The 17866-nt window shown below is 45.0% G+C and carries 15 protein-coding genes; 10 read left to right on the plus strand and 5 right to left on the minus strand.

The window, feature by feature from the left end; translation table 11 throughout:
- The first annotated feature begins 347 nt into the window (after positions 1-347).
- Positions 348-2738, plus strand: coding sequence for a YgiQ family radical SAM protein (locus OCV11_RS10945; RefSeq protein ID WP_373332826.1), 2391 nt, complete (start codon positions 348-350; stop codon positions 2736-2738).
- Between the two features lie 112 nt (positions 2739-2850).
- Here OCV11_RS10945 and serC read toward each other — a convergent pair whose 3' ends face one another.
- Together serC and OCV11_RS10955 are read right to left on the minus strand one after the other, a co-directional pair.
- A complete protein-coding gene (serC, locus tag OCV11_RS10950; protein ID WP_261892887.1) occupies positions 2851-3945 on the minus strand; it encodes a 3-phosphoserine/phosphohydroxythreonine transaminase in 1095 nt (364 codons plus the stop codon).
- 122 nt (positions 3946-4067) lie between these two features.
- Positions 4068-4946, minus strand: a complete 879-nt coding sequence (locus tag OCV11_RS10955; protein ID WP_261892888.1) for a hypothetical protein — start codon at positions 4944-4946, stop codon at positions 4068-4070.
- A gap of 371 nt (positions 4947-5317) precedes the next feature.
- On the opposite strand from OCV11_RS10955, the gene artP reads away from it, so the two are divergent.
- From artP to artM, 4 genes are read left to right on the plus strand one after another with little or no spacing between them, the layout of a single operon-like run.
- A complete protein-coding gene (artP, locus tag OCV11_RS10960; RefSeq protein WP_261892889.1) occupies positions 5318-6046 on the plus strand; it encodes an arginine ABC transporter ATP-binding protein ArtP in 729 nt (242 codons plus the stop codon).
- A gap of 55 nt (positions 6047-6101) precedes the next feature.
- Complete coding sequence (locus OCV11_RS10965) at positions 6102-6833, plus strand: arginine ABC transporter substrate-binding protein (protein WP_261892890.1); 732 nt, start codon at positions 6102-6104, stop codon at positions 6831-6833.
- Between the two features lie 3 nt (positions 6834-6836).
- Positions 6837-7511, plus strand: a complete 675-nt coding sequence (artQ, locus tag OCV11_RS10970; protein ID WP_261892891.1) for an arginine ABC transporter permease ArtQ — start codon at positions 6837-6839, stop codon at positions 7509-7511.
- 35 nt (positions 7512-7546) lie between these two features.
- Positions 7547-8215, plus strand: a complete 669-nt coding sequence (artM, locus tag OCV11_RS10975) for an arginine ABC transporter permease ArtM (protein WP_261892892.1) — start codon at positions 7547-7549, stop codon at positions 8213-8215.
- A gap of 98 nt (positions 8216-8313) precedes the next feature.
- Here artM and OCV11_RS10980 read toward each other — a convergent pair whose 3' ends face one another.
- Positions 8314-9615, minus strand: coding sequence for a YdgA family protein (locus OCV11_RS10980; protein ID WP_261892893.1), 1302 nt, complete (start codon positions 9613-9615; stop codon positions 8314-8316).
- A gap of 476 nt (positions 9616-10091) precedes the next feature.
- Here OCV11_RS10980 and OCV11_RS10985 point away from each other — a divergent pair, with 476 nt between their 5' ends.
- On the plus strand, positions 10092-10640 hold the full coding sequence (locus tag OCV11_RS10985) for a hypothetical protein (protein ID WP_261896285.1): 549 nt from the start codon (positions 10092-10094) through the stop codon (positions 10638-10640).
- A 148-nt stretch (positions 10641-10788) separates the two neighbouring features.
- On the opposite strand, the gene OCV11_RS10990 is transcribed toward OCV11_RS10985, so the two are convergent.
- Complete coding sequence (locus OCV11_RS10990) at positions 10789-11394, minus strand: TfoX/Sxy family DNA transformation protein (protein ID WP_261892894.1); 606 nt, start codon at positions 11392-11394, stop codon at positions 10789-10791.
- A gap of 336 nt (positions 11395-11730) precedes the next feature.
- On the opposite strand from OCV11_RS10990, the gene OCV11_RS10995 reads away from it, so the two are divergent.
- From OCV11_RS10995 to OCV11_RS11010, 4 genes are all read left to right on the plus strand, one after another.
- Positions 11731-12651 (plus strand): HDOD domain-containing protein, encoded by a 921-nt coding sequence (locus tag OCV11_RS10995; RefSeq protein WP_261892895.1) that lies wholly within the window; start codon positions 11731-11733, stop codon positions 12649-12651.
- 21 nt (positions 12652-12672) lie between these two features.
- Entirely contained in the window at positions 12673-13578 is a 906-nt protein-coding gene (locus OCV11_RS11000) for a lysine exporter LysO family protein (RefSeq protein ID WP_261892896.1), read from the plus strand.
- 182 nt (positions 13579-13760) lie between these two features.
- The gene (gene panP, locus OCV11_RS11005; RefSeq protein WP_261892897.1) at positions 13761-15431 is read left to right on the plus strand and encodes a pyridoxal-dependent aspartate 1-decarboxylase PanP; all 1671 of its coding nucleotides are present in this window, start codon (positions 13761-13763) and stop codon (positions 15429-15431) included.
- 285 nt (positions 15432-15716) lie between these two features.
- Positions 15717-16574: a MurR/RpiR family transcriptional regulator gene (locus OCV11_RS11010; protein ID WP_261892898.1), complete on the plus strand. Its 858-nt coding sequence runs from the start codon at positions 15717-15719 to the stop codon at positions 16572-16574.
- Positions 16575-16598: 24 nt separating this feature from the next.
- Here the strand turns inward: OCV11_RS11010 and OCV11_RS11015 are convergent, their stop codons facing one another.
- Positions 16599-17861: an iron-containing alcohol dehydrogenase gene (locus OCV11_RS11015; RefSeq protein ID WP_261892899.1), complete on the minus strand. Its 1263-nt coding sequence runs from the start codon at positions 17859-17861 to the stop codon at positions 16599-16601.
- Positions 17862-17866: the final 5 nt, after the last annotated feature.

The raw sequence follows: 17866 nt of genomic DNA on the forward strand, positions 1-17866 counted from the left end.
CAAATTGCAGGCTTTTTTCATCTAACGGTAGCGAAATCCCTAAAAAATATACGCCTAATACCAATGTTAACTATCCTTAATATAACGTGAAGTGATCATGGTGTTCTCTATTGAGTTCATGATAAACTCCAGCGCTATTTTGTCGCTCAATTTATACCCGCAGAGGGAATGTCATGACCATCAAGAACATGCGGTCGGTCGTGTTCTTTGCCGCAATGGGAATGAACAGATGGATTTATCAAACAGTAATGAGCGAACATTCACACCGATGGAAGTCAGCACGACAGATGGCACAACAATAATTCTTCCTGAAAATGCCATAACTGTTAGATAAGTGAGCAAATGTTATCTCTATGAATATTAAAAAGATTTTTGAGTACAACAAGTATTGGGCTGAGTGCTATGGCATTTCCCCATTCTTACCGACCTCTCGTAAAGAGATGGACCAACTGGGTTGGGACAGCTGTGATGTCATCATCGTGACCGGTGATGCCTACGTTGACCACCCTAGTTTTGGTATGGCGATTATTGGCCGATTACTTGAAGCTCAAGGATTTCGCGTAGGTATTATTGCCCAGCCAGAATGGCAGAATAAAGATGCCTTTATGGAACTGGGGAAACCTAACCTCTTTTTCGGCATCACTGCTGGCAACATGGATTCGATGATTAACCGCTATACATCGGATAAAAAGTTGCGCCAAGATGATGCCTATACTCCCAATAATGAAGGGGGTAAACGCCCTGATCGCGCAACCTTGGTCTATTCGCAACGTTGTAAAGAAGCCTATAAAGATGTGCCTATCGTACTTGGCGGCATTGAGGCGAGTCTGCGCCGCGTCGCCCATTACGATTATTGGTCAGACAAAGTACGCCGCTCTATTTTAATGGATGCGAAAGCCGATATTTTGCTGTTTGGTAACGCTGAGCGCGCCCTTGTCGAAGTGGCCCATCGCCTTGCGGACGGGGAAACCATCGAGACCATGACCAACATTCGTGGTACCGCTGTTAACCTTTCAGCTGCACCTGAACGTTACAAAATCATCGATTCTTCGCGCATCGATAAACCAAGCACACCCTTTGTACCGACCAACCCGTATGAAGTAGAAACTCAGTGTGAGACGAAAACCAAGGAAGAAGATAGTCAGCCAAAGCCGATTACCATTCGTCCTTCTCGTCACGATGCAGAAAATACCGCCGTGCGCCTACCTTCATTCGAGAAGTTAGTGAATGACCGTATTTTGTATGCGCACGCTAGCCGCGTATTGCACCTAGAGACCAACCCTTATTCAGGGCGTGCGCTACTGCAAAGCCACGGTAATCGTGAGCTGTTAGTCAACCAATCCCCTATTCCTCTCTCCACTGAAGAGATGGACTATGTGTTTGGCCTTTACTACGCGCGCGTACCGCACCCGAAATATGGCAAGGCAAAAATTCCTGCCTACGACATGATCAAAACCTCGGTGAACATCATGCGTGGCTGTTTTGGTGGCTGTTCTTTCTGCTCTATTACTGAGCACGAAGGCCGTATCATTCAAAACCGCTCTCAAGAATCGATCTTAAATGAGCTTGCCGAGATCCGTGACAAAGTGCCTGGCTTCACTGGCACCATTTCCGATTTGGGTGGCCCAACGGCGAACATGTATCGCCTAGGCTGTTCTGATCCTAAAGCAGAAGCAAACTGTCGTCGCCCATCATGTGTGTTCCCTGGTATCTGTCATAAGTTAAATACCGATCACAAACACACCATCGATCTCTACCGCGCAGCTCGTCAAGTGGATGGTATTAAGAAGATTTTGATCGCATCTGGGGTTCGTTACGACCTTGCTATTGAATCTCCAGAGTACATCAAAGAGTTGGTGACTCACCACGTCGGTGGTTACTTGAAGATTGCCCCTGAACATACCGAAAAAGGTCCACTGGATCTGATGATGAAACCGGGCATGGGCACCTATGACAAGTTCAAAGCGTTATTTGAAAAATACAGTGCCGAAGCGGGTAAGAAGCAGTATTTGATCCCGTACTTCATCTCAGCTCACCCAGGTACTGAAGATGAAGACATGCTGAATTTGGCGTTGTGGCTGAAAAAGAACGACTTCGAATGTGACCAAGTACAAAACTTCTACCCATCACCGATGTGTAACGCCACCGCGATGTATCACTCAGAAGTGAACCCGCTAAAACGCGTTAAGTACAAGAAACGTGAAGATATTCCTGTTCCAAAAGGCATTCGTCAACGTCGCTTGCACAAAGCGCTATTGCGTTACCATGATCCGGTGAACTGGCCAATCATTCGTGAAGCCTTAATCGAGATGGGTAAAAAGCATCTTATTGGTGATAAACCGGGCTGTTTGGTTCCGGCAGAAGATGGTGACAAACAAACACCGGCGCAACGTCGTAAGTCTGGTCGTCACGGTTCAAACCGTTTTGCAACCAAGCACTCGCCTGATCAACCAGGATTTGAACCATTACGTGGCGGTCGCAACAACAATGGCCAAACCAACAACCGTGGTAACAACAGCAATCGTGGCGAAGGAAACACCAATAGCCGCAATAGCGACAACCGTGCTGGTAGCCAACGTAATGGTGGTGGCAATAGTGGCAACCGTAACCAAGGCAATGGTCAAAAAGCAGGTAATAACCAAGGGAACCGCGGTGCGGTGAATAATGGCAAACCAGCTGGAGCTGGCCGTCCGGGTCAACGTCCGAACAATAAACAGCGTCCACGTGCTACCTCATAATGTGAGTTAGCCATTAGCTGAAAGAAAAAGCGCAGTGTTTTCACACTGCGCTTTTTTATTGTTTCTGCTCTTTTACTATCTATTGCTTAAGGACTTAAAGCGTTATAGCAACTTAAGCGTATTGAGCTTCGAACTCACGCATAAAGTCAACAAGAGCTTGAACGCCTTCGAGTGGCATCGCGTTGTAGATAGAAGCACGCATACCACCAACAACACGGTGACCTTTAAGTGAAGTCAAACCTTTTGCTTCAGCCAGTTCAAGGAATGTCGCATCCAATTCTGGTTTAGCCAGTTGGAATGGGATATTCATGCGCGAACGGTTCGCAGGGTGAATGTTGTTACGGTAGAAGTCTGAGCCGTCGATAGCGCTGTAAAGAAGGTCAGCTTTTTGGCGGTTAACCGCTTCCATCGCTTTCACGCCACCTTGGTCTTTCAACCATTTGAACACTTGACCAGATAAGTACCATGCAAATGTTGGTGGTGTGTTGAACATTGATTCACCTTCGGCAAGAATTTTGTAATTCAATACGCTAGGTAATACGTCGTTCGCCAAATCCAACAAGTCGTCACGCACAATCGCGATACAGATACCAGCAGGACCAATGTTTTTCTGTGCACCAGCGTAGATCACGCCGTACTTAGACACATCAATCACTTTAGACAGAATGTTCGAAGACATGTCTGCTACGATTGGTTTGTCAGTCACAGGGAGGTCATTGATTTCGATGCCGTCGATGGTTTCGTTTGGACAAAAGTGCACGTAGGCAGAATCATCAGCGATAGACCAAGCTGAAGCGGGTTTAACCGCCATTTTGCCATCGATCTCTGTTTTGGCATCAAAAAGGTCGATTTCACAGTATTTTTGAGCTTCTTTTACTGCGCTCATCGCCCAGTAGCCGCCATCGATGTAAGTCGCTTTAGTCGACTCACCAAGAAGGTTTAGAGGTACAGCAGCAAATTGAGCACGCGCACCACCTTGGCAGAAAAGGACTTTGTAGTTATCAGGGATATTTAGCAGATCACGTAGATCTTGCTCCGCTTCTTTAGCGACCTGAATAAAAGGTTTACTACGGTGGCTGATTTCCATGACGGACGATCCAAGATCGTGCCAGTTAACAAATTCTTGTTGTGCTTTGAGCATAACCGGTTTCGGTAATACAGCCGGACCTGCGCTAAAGTTAAAAACGGTGTCCTGATTAGGCTCCATGTGTTTCTCGCTCCTGCTTTTGAAATAAGTGTGATTAATACCACTTTTTTTTCTGAATAAAAAGTGACAAAAAATTCTTTTCCATGCGAATAAGTAATTTTCTCGTATTTTAAGAAAAAGACCTAGTTACTCGGTATTTTATCAACGGTGTTAACCGGAATCGTAGTGAATAATCTTGATAATCCCATACGACATAGAAACACAAATAATAAGGGTAATATCAAGGTCTTGAGTAAATAAAGCGCCATCAAAGTCATCAAATCGACCACCGAGCTCTCTGCAATATCCGCCAGTTGTGTTAATTTATCCTTTTGGGCTGCAACATCGTGGGTTAACTGTTCCCATTGCTGCTGAAGCTGTTGCAAGAAACTGAGAAAGCTGTGTTCGGTTTTTTCTTCTGCCGCTGTAACAGGGTAACTCGATTGCTCAGACTCATGGGCTAAAGCAGCCACACGCTGTTGATATTGCTCGATTTGTGGATTGATAAACCACCAATCAATGCATTGTGAACTGAGCACCGCGAGCAACACTAAAAACCGGCCAATCGCCATGATATGAAAAAGGCGTTGGGCAAGCGATCGCCACTGCTGTGCCCAGCCAGCCCACATCGTCAATAAGTACGCGGCGGCAAACAGAGCAAATATCACGTTAGCGGCGGTTGACGATAGCATCAACAAAAGTACTTTCTGTAGGCTCAGTGAAGTGAAAGACATCACCATGATGTCACTGAACTTATTGATTAAGTCACTGACTGGATTAAGCACTTGGCCGATGTCGATGGAAAACACACCCGCTGAAACTTCCGAGCTTTGCAGAGTCGAGATCGCGGCATCTAAGGTGCGCGCAATGGTGTAGCTTCCTGCAGCACTAAGCATGGCTTGATTAATGAGCTGATGCGCTTTTTCATCAGCAAGATTGAGCGAGCTCACTGCCACCAGCCCAATAATGAGCAAGGTCATCAGCCCTTTTTGCCACTTTGACTGCACGTGAGTTGTAACCATGTGATGCCCCACTCCTTGAGCACATTTTGTGCGCATCAGTTTAACATCGTTATCTCAAGAGAACATCTACCCCATGTCATTGCCTTGTTACCTTTGAAGCTAACGGTGAACTTTAGGGGTTAACAAAAGGGCTTAGCCAAAAACCGATACGTCGGATATTTCACATTTTAGGCTGTGTTATTCGCACCTAGCATAATGATGTGCCAACATTGCATAACCTAACTGATTAGCGTCGAATTTGCACTCGTTCTCAGCATATGAATCTAAATTCGTGCTCATATCCCATTTTGCAATATATTATTCCGACGATATTGCATAAATATTCCGATGGAGTACTATGCGCCTTTTCAAACGCACTACATATCGAAAATATGGGAATTAAAGCGAATCACATCAATAAATCCTATGGGGAGCATCAGGTTTTAACCGATGTGAGCTTTGGATGCGACAAAGGTGATACTTTGGTCCTGCTTGGCCCAAGCGGCGCAGGTAAAAGCTCTTTGATCCGCGTACTCAACTTACTTGAGACTGCGTCTTCAGGAACATTGACCATTGCCGGACAATCTTTTGATTTCGGTCAGCCGATTTCCGATAGTGTTGGTCAAACACTACGCAAACACGTGGGCATGGTGTTTCAACAATACCACTTATGGCCACATATGACGGTATTGGACAACCTGATCGAAGCCCCGGTCAAAGTAATGGGAATCACCAAAGCCCAAGCGAAAGAACAAGCGTTGACCATTCTCAAACAGTTGCAATTAGCCGATAAAGCCAACGCATGGCCACTTCAGCTTTCTGGCGGCCAGCAGCAGCGTGTCGCGATTGCCAGAGCGCTAATGATGAAGCCGGATGTATTACTGTTTGATGAGCCAACAGCAGCACTTGATCCAGAAATCACCTCGCAAGTGGTGAATATTATCAAGCAGCTCAGTGAAACGGGCATCACGCAAGTCATCGTTACCCACGAAGTGGATTTTGCCAAGAAAATCGCAAGTCATGTTCTTTACCTAGAACAAGGCAAAGTGGTTGAATTCGGCGATAAATCGGTATTTGAGCACCCACAAACAAAACAATTTGCTCAATACTTAACACACTAATTTATTCTTCGTTTCCCCAGATAGGGAAATGTTCATTGTTGTCATGGAGTTAAACATGAAAAAAGTACTTTTCGCTAGCCTTATTGCCCTTGCATCAACTCAAGTTTCTGCCGCGCAAACTATTAAGTTCGCGACTGAAGCCACTTATGCTCCTTTTGAGTTTGTTGACGCAAACAACCAAATTCAAGGCTTTGACATTGATGTTGCAAACGCACTTTGTGCAGAGCTTAAAGCTGACTGCACCTTTGCTAACCAAGCGTTTGACAGTTTAATCCCTGCACTAAAATTCAAACGTTACGATGCAGCGATTTCAGCAATGGACATCACTGAAGCTCGTTTAGAACAAGTGAGCTTCACTCAAGCTTACTACGATAACGCGGCGGCTTTTGTTACCACGAAAGGTCACGTAGCGACTCAAGCTGATCTAAAAGGCAAACGTGTTGGCGTACAAAACGGTTCAACTCATCAATCTTACTTGATTGAACAAATGCCAGGTGTTACTGCAGTTCCTTACTCTAGCTACCAAAACGCCTTTACTGACATGCAAAACGGTCGTATCGATGCGGTATTTGGTGACACTGCTGTGGTGGCTGAATGGTTTAAAGACAACCAAAACTTAGCTTATGTTGGCAAACCAGTGACCAATGCCAAATACTTCGGGAATGGTTTTGGTATCGCGGTGAACAAAAACAACGATGCACTACTAAAACAGCTTAACGGCGCACTCAATGCCATCAAAGCAAACGGCCAATATCAAGTTATCTACAATAAGTACTTTGGTAAGTAATTTATGATCTTATCGGGATACTCCCAAGCGTTGATCTCTGCAAGCTGGATGACTGTCCAGCTTGCTTTTTCTAGCCTGATGGTTGGGCTAGTTTTAGCAGTGATATTTGCTGCAGGCGAAATGTCTAAACTGACTCCACTGCGTTGGCTAACCAGTGGGTTTGTGACGATCGTTCGTGGTTTACCAGAGTTATTGGTTGTCCTGTTCATCTTCTTTGGTTCAGCGCAGATTTTGTTCTACATCACTGGCGATTTTATTGAAATCAGTCCGTTTTTGGCTGGTGTAGTGGCGTTATCGCTGATTTTTGCTTCTTACGCTTCGCAAACTTTGCGTGGTGCCATCAAAGCAGTCCCGCGTGGTCAAATTGAGGCCGCTCGCGCTTTGGGTTTACCCAAACTGCACACATTTGTACGCATCACTCTCCCCCAAGCGATTCGCCATGCACTTCCTGGTTTAAGTAACCAATGGCTAGTGCTACTCAAGGATACTGCGTTAGTTTCCTTGATTGGGGTAACCGACCTCTTTCGTCAAGCTCAATTGGCTTCTGCTACAACGCACCAAACTTTTGCTTGGTATGCGATGGCCGCGATGATCTATCTCGTGATCACTTTAATAACTCAACAAGTGATTAAAAGAGTCAATGCACGTGTTCAATTAAAAGAGACAGGTTCGCGTTAATTCGCAACACTGTTTACATGGAATAGGAATAGACAATGAATTCCCAACATGTCTGGCAACTGATCGACGGTCTCGGTACCAGTATTGAACTTACGTTAGTTGCTCTGATTATCGGTGGCATGCTGGCCCTTGCTCTCACTGTCGTCGTGGTTCGCCAATGGTGTCCGCTAAATTGGATCGCACAAGGGTTTATTACGCTGTTTACTGGCACACCACTGTTAGTACAGATCTTTCTGATTTACTACGGCCCGGGTCAGTTTGAATGGTTTAGAGCATCGTTTTTATGGGATTGGTTTAGCCAACCATGGTTTTGTGCCATGTTAGCACTGGCTTTCAATACCTCAGCCTACAGCACGCAACTCTTCGTTGGCGCTGTCAATGCTATTCCAAATGGTCAATGGCAAGCGTGCCGAGCTCTGGGTATGAACGATCGCCAAACGTTACGGGTGATCTTACCTTATGCACTACGCCGCGCCGTACCTGCGTACTCCAATGAAGTGATTTTGGTGTTCAAAGGAACATCACTAGCAAGCACCATCACGATCATGGACATCATGGGTTATGCTCAGCGTATCAATGCGCAAACCTATGATACGTTAGCGGTATTTGGTTTAGCAGGCTTATTCTACCTGTGCGTAAATGGCTCACTGACTTTGCTCTTTCGTTACATCGAGAAACGCGTTTTGGCATTTGAGCATAACTAAGTCATTCATCACTAAATGACTTCAGTGCAACCGTAAAAATGGTTATAAAAAAGGGCTCTCTCGAGCCCTTTTCTTTATCTATCAGGTTCTGTTTAGGCTTAGTAACCGCGCATTCCCATCATTACGAGCGAGATAAGCGGAATTTTTTCGCCGTTATCAAATACCACGCTGCCATCTTTAATTTCAGCTTTTAGTGCGTAGCCTTTATCATTTTGCGTTGCCATTTCCATCACAACCAACTCATCGGCCCATTTGTGCATTTCTGGGAATTGTTCCAATAAAGCGGTTGAGGCTGTGGTGCCAATATGACCAGTAAGTGCTGTTACCACCGCGGCTGGGTTTTGCGAAACATGCTCTGTTCCTTTTGGCACGGACAAGGATACTTGTGAAGTAAAACGGCCTTCGCCAATGGTGGCGTCCATCTTACCTAGACTAACGTCAAAACCTTGACTAAATAGTGTATCGACATAAGGCAAAGCTTTGCCGATCTCCTCATTTGAAAGGCTTGGATTGTTTTGATACAGGTTAGAAAGCTGCTTGAACGCATTACTATCCACACCATTGAGGGCGAAATCCAACTCCATCTGCTTAGCGTGAACGGTTTTGCTGTCTAACGCAACTAGGGTAAAGACGTGTTGACTGCTAAAGCGTGTCTGCTGCTCATCAAGCTTGGACGTAAAGTGGTAATTAAATCCATTAAGTTCCAAAGCAACAGGAGCCGTTTTTTCCTCACCAGCCTTAGCAGGTTCTTCAGGAAGATTACCTTGCCCAGTCAGTTTACCAATAGTAAGCACTTGATCACCAATCCAGAAACCATTGGTTTGTTTGCCTTCACCTTTGGTCGTCATGTCGGTTAATACAATTTTCGCTTGATTATCAAAGTCGATTGCTAACGATGGAATTTTGGATTCAAATTTCACTTCACCCAATTTGGTTACCATACCTTTTAGATAGGAGGGTGAAAGTGACACGGTAAATGGCTCTTTACCGTCGCGATGGTAATTCCAAGCGTTTAATACCAAGTTGAAATCTGTGTTGCCATTCAACTGAGTGGTGGTCTGTAGTGTCATTGGAAAATCGCGATAATCCGCCAATGTTGTTTGAGACGAGAGGCTAACCACACCATGGGAAACATGGCTATTAAGGACAAATTCGGTAGGTAAGCCATCGGCGATAAACTGCTGTTTTAAGCGAGGATCAAGCAAAGTAATTTTGGTTTGTACTTCTGAAGAGAGGTAGCCGCGATCGTATTTAACCAAGGAAACAGCAACGCGGTCATTTCCTGCATTCTGTGCACCTTCGGTTAAAATACGTTGCCCAATCTGCCCCACTGCTAGCGGCCAGCATGCGACGATAACAATCGCGCCACCTATTGCGCCCGCTTTTTTTAAATTGTTCATAATGCCTTTATCCTATGGAATTTTTCTCATTTGTGATCCCCTCGCTAAGCGTCTGCATTGGGCAGTTTATCTCGCTCTACGACAATTTCACTGCGCAGTGTAACCCGCTATGTCTCAGTTTATATTAAGAAAATGCCAATTTACGACTCTAAACGACAATTAATTTTTCTTAACAGAGATTCAGCGCCTAAATCCATCATCAAACAAAGCTTTTCTTCATCAATTGAACCCATTCTAAAAGCCAACTTTGGTCATCTTATCTACATCACAGTTTAGCCGCTGTATCTGTGAGAGCATGGCTAATTATGGCATTCAACTTGCTAGAGAATTAAGCATTCAAGCAAAATCGACATTTTTTTGATGGTCTATCGGAATCAATGCTTTATGATACTGGCTAAACGTGACCATCGTTTTGGATTTCACTGCATCACAGTGAATGAATGGAATTAATGACAGAATATAGGTTTATCGTGACTATGCGTAAAACAATGATTGCAGCAGCGCTGCTTCTCGCTTCAAGCCATGCTCTCGCTGAAACAGACCAAGATAGTCCTTCCGTTATGAGTAACTTTAGTTACGACTATATCGAAGCGCGCATCGGTGTTAGCCCTGTGACTTATGGTGCGGGATTCAGTATGTCGATTCACCCTAATGCACACTTTGTTGGCCGTGTTGACTCAGAATTTGATGGCGACTTTGATGCTGCGACAGGTCTTGGTTTTCATGCGCCAATTAATAACTGGTCTGACTTAACAGGTGAAATGTTACTTCGCGCTCAAGATAAGAAGCACGATGGCAACGCAGATGCTGGCATGGAACTGAACTTAGGTGTTCGTCAATGGTTAGGTCCACAACTTGAAGTGGGTGGTAAAGCAGGTTACGTCTCTATCGACGACCGTGATGACTGGATCGGTTCTGTGTACGCTCGTTTCCACTCAACAGAGCTATTCTCTCTTGGTGCTGAAGCTCGCTTTAACGACGCTTACGACGACCAAATTCTTTTCACAGCGCGTTTCAAATACTAATCAAACATTTGTTACCCAGACTGTGAATAAAAAGTCGACCGGCATGAAGGACACATTTTCACCACCGGTCGGCTTTAATTAATTCTGTTTTACTGGTCACTCAGCACCAAGCGAAGTAAACGCTATGCTCAGTTAACCAAGTGCTATCTTACTGCAGAGCCACAAATCCAAAATGTCGGCACTCTTGTAACAGCTGCTGCCTTTTCGGTTCTTGAATCAGTTCCCAATGGATTCCGTCTACGGCTCCCGCTAATTTCCAAAGTAAGCGCATATCGATATCGCGTCCGTAAATTTCACAAATTCGCGCAAACGCATAGGACGCTCCTTTTTCCAAAAAGGTATCCACGTTTTCAATACCCGCTTTTTTCATCATGCGTTCAGTGGTGAGCTGCATGTTAGGCAAATCACGTAAGCGTCGCTTACTTTTGCAGCGCTTCGCTTCATCATCTTGTTTCGCGCCTTCAATTGCCAATTTGACTAACTCAACGGCCAAATCACTCTGCTCTTCTACTAACTCGGTAATATCATAGTAGTTAACAGTGGCGACGGAGGACTTCTTGATGTGCTTAAATTTTTCGCAGGCCAGTTCAGCCAATTTGGGTTCAACGAGAGGGTGACTTCTTAGATAAATAGATTGTTCCCGAATCAGTGCATACATAACATTGTTTTGAAATATGCCAGTTCCGCCAAACATGGAGCGCGTCTGCAATGAGCCACATTGCGTCGCAACTTTATAAAATAATTGTCTTTTCATAATGGTGTCCTTCACTAGTTCTGACGTTGTTAAGTGGGTTCATTAGGTACTAGATTTATTGCATCATTACATCGATTTAATGAATAAAGACTCAGTCACTCATTCATGAAGCGGAGTATGCCCATTATTTATACTCTTATCACTTATGCATCGCTGTTTTATGCGATGCAGATCTCGTCAGATACCTCTTGTTGATGAGATCAAACATAAAAAGCGGACTAAATGTCGAACTGCTCGGAGAAAAATGAATTTATTTGAAGAGAAAATTATAATGTGTTGCAGTTGTTGTAATTCCCTAGGTAGAATAGCCGCCGGTATGGCAGAGTTGACGTTTTTATGAATCATTTATCCTTTTATTGGCTTCCAGATAATCGGCACAAATTGATCCATGGCTTGGAAAGTGAGTTTGCACAACTCGTCGAGCTATCGATAAGCACAGGTAAAATCTCTTTACCACCGATTCCAACGGTCGTTATTCGCGTCCAGCAACTCTGTATGCAAGACTCGACAACTATTTCAGATATTGCAGACTGCTTGACTGACGATCCGAGCTTAGCGGCAATTGTGATCCGCGTAGCTAACTCTGTGGTGTTCAACCGCCGTAACATCACCTGTAATGATTTAATTACTGCTGTTTCGCGTTTGGGTATATTGCGAGTGCGTGACATCGTCACAGCGCAAGCTATCGAACAGTTAAAACACGCCATCAACTTAAGCCCTGAATGTAATAAAATTCTAGCGAACAGTGCTCATACTTCCCGTGAACTTGGGGCAACCATGGTGCTTGTCACCGAGACGTTCAAACAAGTTGAACCTGAAGAGTATGGTTATCTTGAAGAAGAGAAATCGCTCTTAGTCGGTCTACTGGCGGACATTGGTCTATTTTGTCTCGTTAACGAATATCACCTCTATTTGGAAAACGGTAACTATCTGGATGAAGATATTGCAATGCAAATCTTCCAATCTCGCTGTTCCAGCACCAGTAAATTGGTATTGAAACATTGGGGATTTGATACGGATTTCCAAGAAGTGTCCTGTAACGAAGAGATGCGTGATCATATCCATGAAGTGCGTTATTTGGATATTGCCCGCATTGCGAGCCACCTATTGATGTTCCGCAAGCAAGATGATGCTATCGAAGATCATGAAGTGGAGATCAACGCAGCCGGCGCAGATGTGCTGTACCAGCTAAGTAACCTTTCTGACACTGAATTTAACGAGAAATTACGCTCCGTTATTACTCGCAGTGGCTTCTAATTATTTGATATTGAGCCGTTCATGATATCAAGCATGTTGTTGGTCATGGGACCACTGTTCATCGGCTATCTCATTGTTATAAAAGAATCAATGTGGCTTGGTAAAATAAACCAAGCCACTGCTTTTCTCATCCACTTGATTCTGTTTTTGATGGGACTCAGTCTCTCTCATCTCGATAATCTTTCCGCCAACTTGCAAATAATACTTCGCTACACCGCTGTGTTTTTTGTCTCGATGACTTTATGCAATCTAGCGGTGCTTCCTTGGTTAGATAAGTACTCACCATTGGCCATCCGCTCGGGTAAAGCACAGTTAGCGCTTGGCCAGATGGCATTTCAATCAGTCAAATTGATCATGATTGTCGCAACAGGTCTCGTGATTGGATTACTATTGCCTTTTGATTTCAGTTGGGTATCCAAAGCAAGTGAACACACATTGTCGCTACTCTTGTTGTTTATTGGGATACAGCTTAGGACCAGTGGTCTTTCATTACGTGAAATTATCCTCAACAAACATGGGATGATCATCTCTTTACTGATGTGGTTAACTTGCTGGTTAGGCGGCATCATTTCCGCTTGGGTATTGGATATGCCACTGTCTCAAGCTCTCGCAATGGCATCAGGATTTGGCTGGTACTCTTTGTCCGGTATTTTGATCAGTGAAGCTTATGGACCTGTATTTGGCGGTAGCTCTTTTTTGATAGAACTGTTGCGTGAGTTAGGCGCGCTGATCATGATACCTATGCTGATCAGTCGCAAACCTTGTACGACAATAGGTTATGCAGGTGCAACGGCGATGGACTTTACGCTTCCTTTGATCCAAAGTACTGGAGGTGTTCGTTGCGTTCCAGTGGCTATCGTCAGCGGTTTTGTCCTTAGCATATTGGTGCCGATATTGATGTTGTGTTTCATTTCATTTGCACGATAACGCCGCTAGTTTTCCATGCGCTAAGCGCGTATGGTGAGCAGCGCCGAGTAGGTTTGGGCCTATCGACATTAATCAATAACCATCACTGGTTGAGTTTTTCTCTCAGGCATTAACGCACCAACTTGCCAGTGAACTAGCATGAAGCTATTGCTCTTTAGTAAAGATGAATTAGGTAAATTAGGATGACGGCAAAAAACAAAACAGCGGATGTGACTTTTGAAAATCTCCTGCGCATTTTCACCATACCAGAAGGCCCCGACTCCACCTTAACGCGTATTGAAGCCGAGCTTTCGCGTAACCTAAATCTGTTTCTAGGTGAGCACATCGTTGCCGAAGAAAAACCATTAATCGACATCGAGAAGGATTTTGCCAGCGCGCATATTCCTGAGCAGGCACAATTTGTCTCAGAGCACACCGAACATTTACTTGATACGTTAGTTGCTCATTCAGTGCACACCTCCGCCCCCAGTTTTGTCGGGCATATGACTTCAGCACTGCCGTACTTCTTAATGCCGCTTTCCAAAATCATGATTGCTCTCAACCAAAACTTGGTAAAAATTGAGACTTCAAAAGCCTTTACCCCGTTAGAACGTCAAGTACTCGGCATGATTCATCACCTTATCTACGGTGAGGAGGATGCTTTTTATGCTCGCTGGATGCACAGCGCTGCACACTCCCTTGGCGCATTTTGTTCTGGTGGCACGATTGCCAACATTACAGCGCTTTGGGTTGCACGTAATAACGCCCTCAGAGCAACCGCCGATTTTGGTGGCGTAGAAAAAGAAGGGTTATTCAAAGCGCTAAAATATTATGGCTATGAAGGACTTGCTATCGTTGTGTCAGAGCGAGGGCATTACTCTTTGAAAAAAGCCGCTGACGTGTTGGGTATTGGCCAAGATGGTTTAGTCAGTGTCGCTACCGATGAACATAACCGCATCGAGCCACAAGCGCTCGAAAAGACACTCAAGGATCTCAAAGCTCAGCGTATTTTACCGTTCGCTGTAGTTGGCGTCGCGGGGACGACAGAGACTGGAAATATCGATCCATTAAAAGCGATGGCGACAATTTGTCGTCATCATCATTGCCATTTTCACGTTGATGCAGCTTGGGGCGGCGCGACATTAATGTCGCAGCAACACCGTTATTTATTGGACGGGATTGAACTGGCTGACTCAGTCACCATTGATGCACATAAGCAACTTTATATCCCTATGGGCGCTGGCATGGTGCTGTTCAAAGACCCAAGTGCGATGCAGTCAATCGAACATCACGCACAATACATTTTGCGTCAAGGGTCAAAGGATTTAGGCAGCCACACCCTAGAAGGCTCCCGCTCCGGCATGGCAATGCTGGTTTATTCTAGTCTGCACATTATTAGCCGCGCTGGCTACGGCATGTTAATCGATCAAAGCATCGCTAAAGCGCGTTATTTCGCAGACCTTATCAATGCAACGGATGATTTCGAACTGGTCTCAGAGCCTGAATTGTGTCTGCTCACCTATCGTTATATTCCTGCCGTTGCGTTAAAGGCGCTAGAGCTAGCCACACCAGAACAGCAACTCGCACTAAATAATGCCATTAACGAGTTAACCAAATTCATTCAAAAGCATCAGCGAGAAACAGGACGCTCATTTGTTTCCCGGACTCAGTTAACCCCAGCGCGTTGGCGACATCTTAAAACCATCGTTTTTCGTGTTGTACTGGCCAATCCGCTTACCACAAACACCATTTTGCAGGGAATTTTGCAAGAGCAGCGAGAAATTGCTAGATTAGCACCCCAATTGATGACAAACATAGAGAACATCGCGTACTCTATCGTCCCAGTTCCTGCGCCCAAAGTTACACAAGAGTGAAAATTTATTTCTTATCTTTGTAATTTACCTATCATCAACAGGCTGAATTAAGGTAAAAGCAGCGCAACTAGTTGGTGTATGTGTAGTTTTAATGAAATTTTGTTTGAGGCTTGTCATAGAATCACCATTTGATACATCGTTTCATTTATGAATTGACCTGGCTTAGGTTTATACTCGAGTCACTGGGGTTGGGTCGATGTGCCTATGTGATGTGGCAATGTTCTCAGAATTTAAAACAGCTTTATGGCATACCAACGAATCATTCCTTATGCCTGCGTGAATACTATGAATACAATAGAAAAAATCCAAAAAAATCTGGAAAATTTTAGCAAGTCTGAGCGTAAGGTAGCGGAAGTCATTATGGCCTCCCCGCAAACTGCCATCCACTCAAGTATTGCCACTTTAGCGAAAATGGCCGACGTCAGCGAGCCAACCGTTAACCGTTTTTGTCGTCGTTTAGACACAAAAGGCTTTCCAGACTTCAAACTGCACTTAGCGCAAAGTTTGGCCAATGGCACCCCTTACGTCAACCGCAACGTCGAAGAAGACGATGGCCCAGATGCGTACACTCATAAGATTTTTGAATCGACAATGGCGTGTTTGGACGTGGCAAAAAACAGTATTGACCCAGTACAGATCAACCGTGCTGTCGACCTATTGACTCAAGCGAAACGCATCTCTTTCTTTGGCTTGGGTGCTTCATCTGCTGTTGCACGTGATGCTCAAAATAAATTCATCCGTTTCAATATTCCAATCACTTGCTTTGAAGATATTGTCATGCAGCGTATGAGCTGCATTAACTGTACGGATAACGATGTGATCGTGCTGATTTCTCATACTGGCCGGACGAAAAGCCAAGTGGAAATTGCCCATCTAGCCAGAGAAAACGGTGCTACGGTCATTGCGATTACCGCAAAAGATTCGCCACTCGATAAGGCCAGCTCATTGTCTATTTGTCTTGATGTCCCAGAAGATACCGACGTTTATATGCCAATGGCGAGTCGCGTCGTTCAAATGACAGTCATTGATGTGTTGGCGACAGGATTTACCTTGCGTCGCGGTTCAGGTTTTCGTGAAAACCTCAAACGAGTGAAAGAAGCACTGAAAGACTCGCGCTACGACAAATATTCCAATTTATCCTAATCCCCAATGAGCGTCTTTCGACGCTCATTCTTTTTCTAACGATTGTCTTGCCCCACTTCTCTGCCCTTCCGTTTGTCGGATCAGTTCAACCGCATTGCCTTCATTCACTTGCTCGCCATCATGTTCTGCGCATTCACGGCATTGACACACCTGATTGAGAATCCCCATCAAACGTTCTTCCGTTAAAGGTAACGGATTTCCTTTAATCGAATTTGATTGCAGCGCATCTCGCACCACTTCTTCAAACGAGGTTTGGCATACGCCAAAATGATCTAACGTAGGCAGTTGTAAACGTTCTAAGATCATATTGACCCACAAAACCCCATCTTCCAAATTGACATTACGCCTATCGGTGAGAATTTGAGCAATACGATGATAGCGTTGCAAAATCTCATCCTTTTGATAAGTACGTGCCAGCTCTATGTTTTCATGCATGACATAAGGTGCGAGACGCGCCGTAATCACGCTGTGGGGAGCAGCCAGTTTTCCACCCAACGCGGAAGCAAGACCATGCGCTGCACCGAGTTTTGCGTTATTCAGTGCTAGACCACCCAACATCGCTGCAAAAGAGAGATCACGCCGAGCTTGAGGCTTATCTTCCACACATCCATCAATGATCGAATGCGTTATTCGACTCAGCCCCTCCTCACACACCATATCGGTGAGCAGATTGGGAACGCCACACACATAGGCTTCCATCAAATGGGTAAAGGCATCCATTGCTCCCCGTCCGGAAAGGTAAAGATCGGTACCATAAGTTAAAGTCGGATCGATGATCGCGACATCCGCCATCATATCAGGGCTGCGCAAACTGACTTTTATTTTGTCTTGCCCCGAGCGAAGCACGGCGTTCTTGGTGACTTCCGATCCAGTGCTTGCCGTGGTGGGGATTGCGATAAACGGCAGCGGTTTCGCTTTGAGCGGTACATTGCGACCAATCACTTCGACATAATCGTACAAAGAACCTTGATTAGGGATAATGGCCGCCAGCGCTTTACCGGTATCTAAAACACTTCCGCCTCCGATAGCCACCACGGCATCCGGTTTAAAGCGTCGCGCCAAATTAGCGGCCTCTTCAATCATGGTGATATTGGGCTCGCTCGATACGGCAACGTGTTGATAACGTTTATGATGTTGTTGGAAATCGGCGACAATCGGATGGGCTCTCTGCTGATTGCGCCCCGATACCAGCAAAATGCTGTAACCTATTTGCCGAATAAGTGGTAACGAGTGTTGCAATGAACCGGCACCAAAAATGATCTTTGTGGGGGTCATAAATTCAAACATGATTA

The sequence above is a fragment of the Vibrio porteresiae DSM 19223 genome, assembly GCF_024347055.1.
Classification (GTDB): domain Bacteria; phylum Pseudomonadota; class Gammaproteobacteria; order Enterobacterales; family Vibrionaceae; genus Vibrio; species Vibrio porteresiae.

Bases quoted from the DNA above. Each gene is read 5' to 3' on its own strand.
- serC (WP_261892887.1), bottom strand. From the start codon at position 3,945: ATGGAGCCTAATCAGGACACCGTTTTTAACTTTAGCGCAGGTCCGGCT.
- OCV11_RS10955 (WP_261892888.1), bottom strand. From the start codon at position 4,946: ATGGTTACAACTCACGTGCAGTCAAAGTGGCAAAAAGGGCTGATGACC.
- artP (WP_261892889.1), top strand. From the start codon at position 5,318: ATGGGAATTAAAGCGAATCACATCAATAAATCCTATGGGGAGCATCAG.
- OCV11_RS10965 (WP_261892890.1), top strand. From the start codon at position 6,102: ATGAAAAAAGTACTTTTCGCTAGCCTTATTGCCCTTGCATCAACTCAA.
- artQ (WP_261892891.1), top strand. From the start codon at position 6,837: ATGATCTTATCGGGATACTCCCAAGCGTTGATCTCTGCAAGCTGGATG.
- artM (WP_261892892.1), top strand. From the start codon at position 7,547: ATGAATTCCCAACATGTCTGGCAACTGATCGACGGTCTCGGTACCAGT.
- OCV11_RS10980 (WP_261892893.1), bottom strand. From the start codon at position 9,615: ATGAACAATTTAAAAAAAGCGGGCGCAATAGGTGGCGCGATTGTTATC.
- OCV11_RS10985 (WP_261896285.1), top strand. From the start codon at position 10,092: ATGCGTAAAACAATGATTGCAGCAGCGCTGCTTCTCGCTTCAAGCCAT.
- OCV11_RS10990 (WP_261892894.1), bottom strand. From the start codon at position 11,394: ATGAAAAGACAATTATTTTATAAAGTTGCGACGCAATGTGGCTCATTG.
- OCV11_RS10995 (WP_261892895.1), top strand. From the start codon at position 11,731: ATGAATCATTTATCCTTTTATTGGCTTCCAGATAATCGGCACAAATTG.
- OCV11_RS11000 (WP_261892896.1), top strand. From the start codon at position 12,673: ATGATATCAAGCATGTTGTTGGTCATGGGACCACTGTTCATCGGCTAT.
- panP (WP_261892897.1), top strand. From the start codon at position 13,761: ATGACGGCAAAAAACAAAACAGCGGATGTGACTTTTGAAAATCTCCTG.
- OCV11_RS11010 (WP_261892898.1), top strand. From the start codon at position 15,717: ATGAATACAATAGAAAAAATCCAAAAAAATCTGGAAAATTTTAGCAAG.
- OCV11_RS11015 (WP_261892899.1), bottom strand. From the start codon at position 17,861: ATGTTTGAATTTATGACCCCCACAAAGATCATTTTTGGTGCCGGTTCA.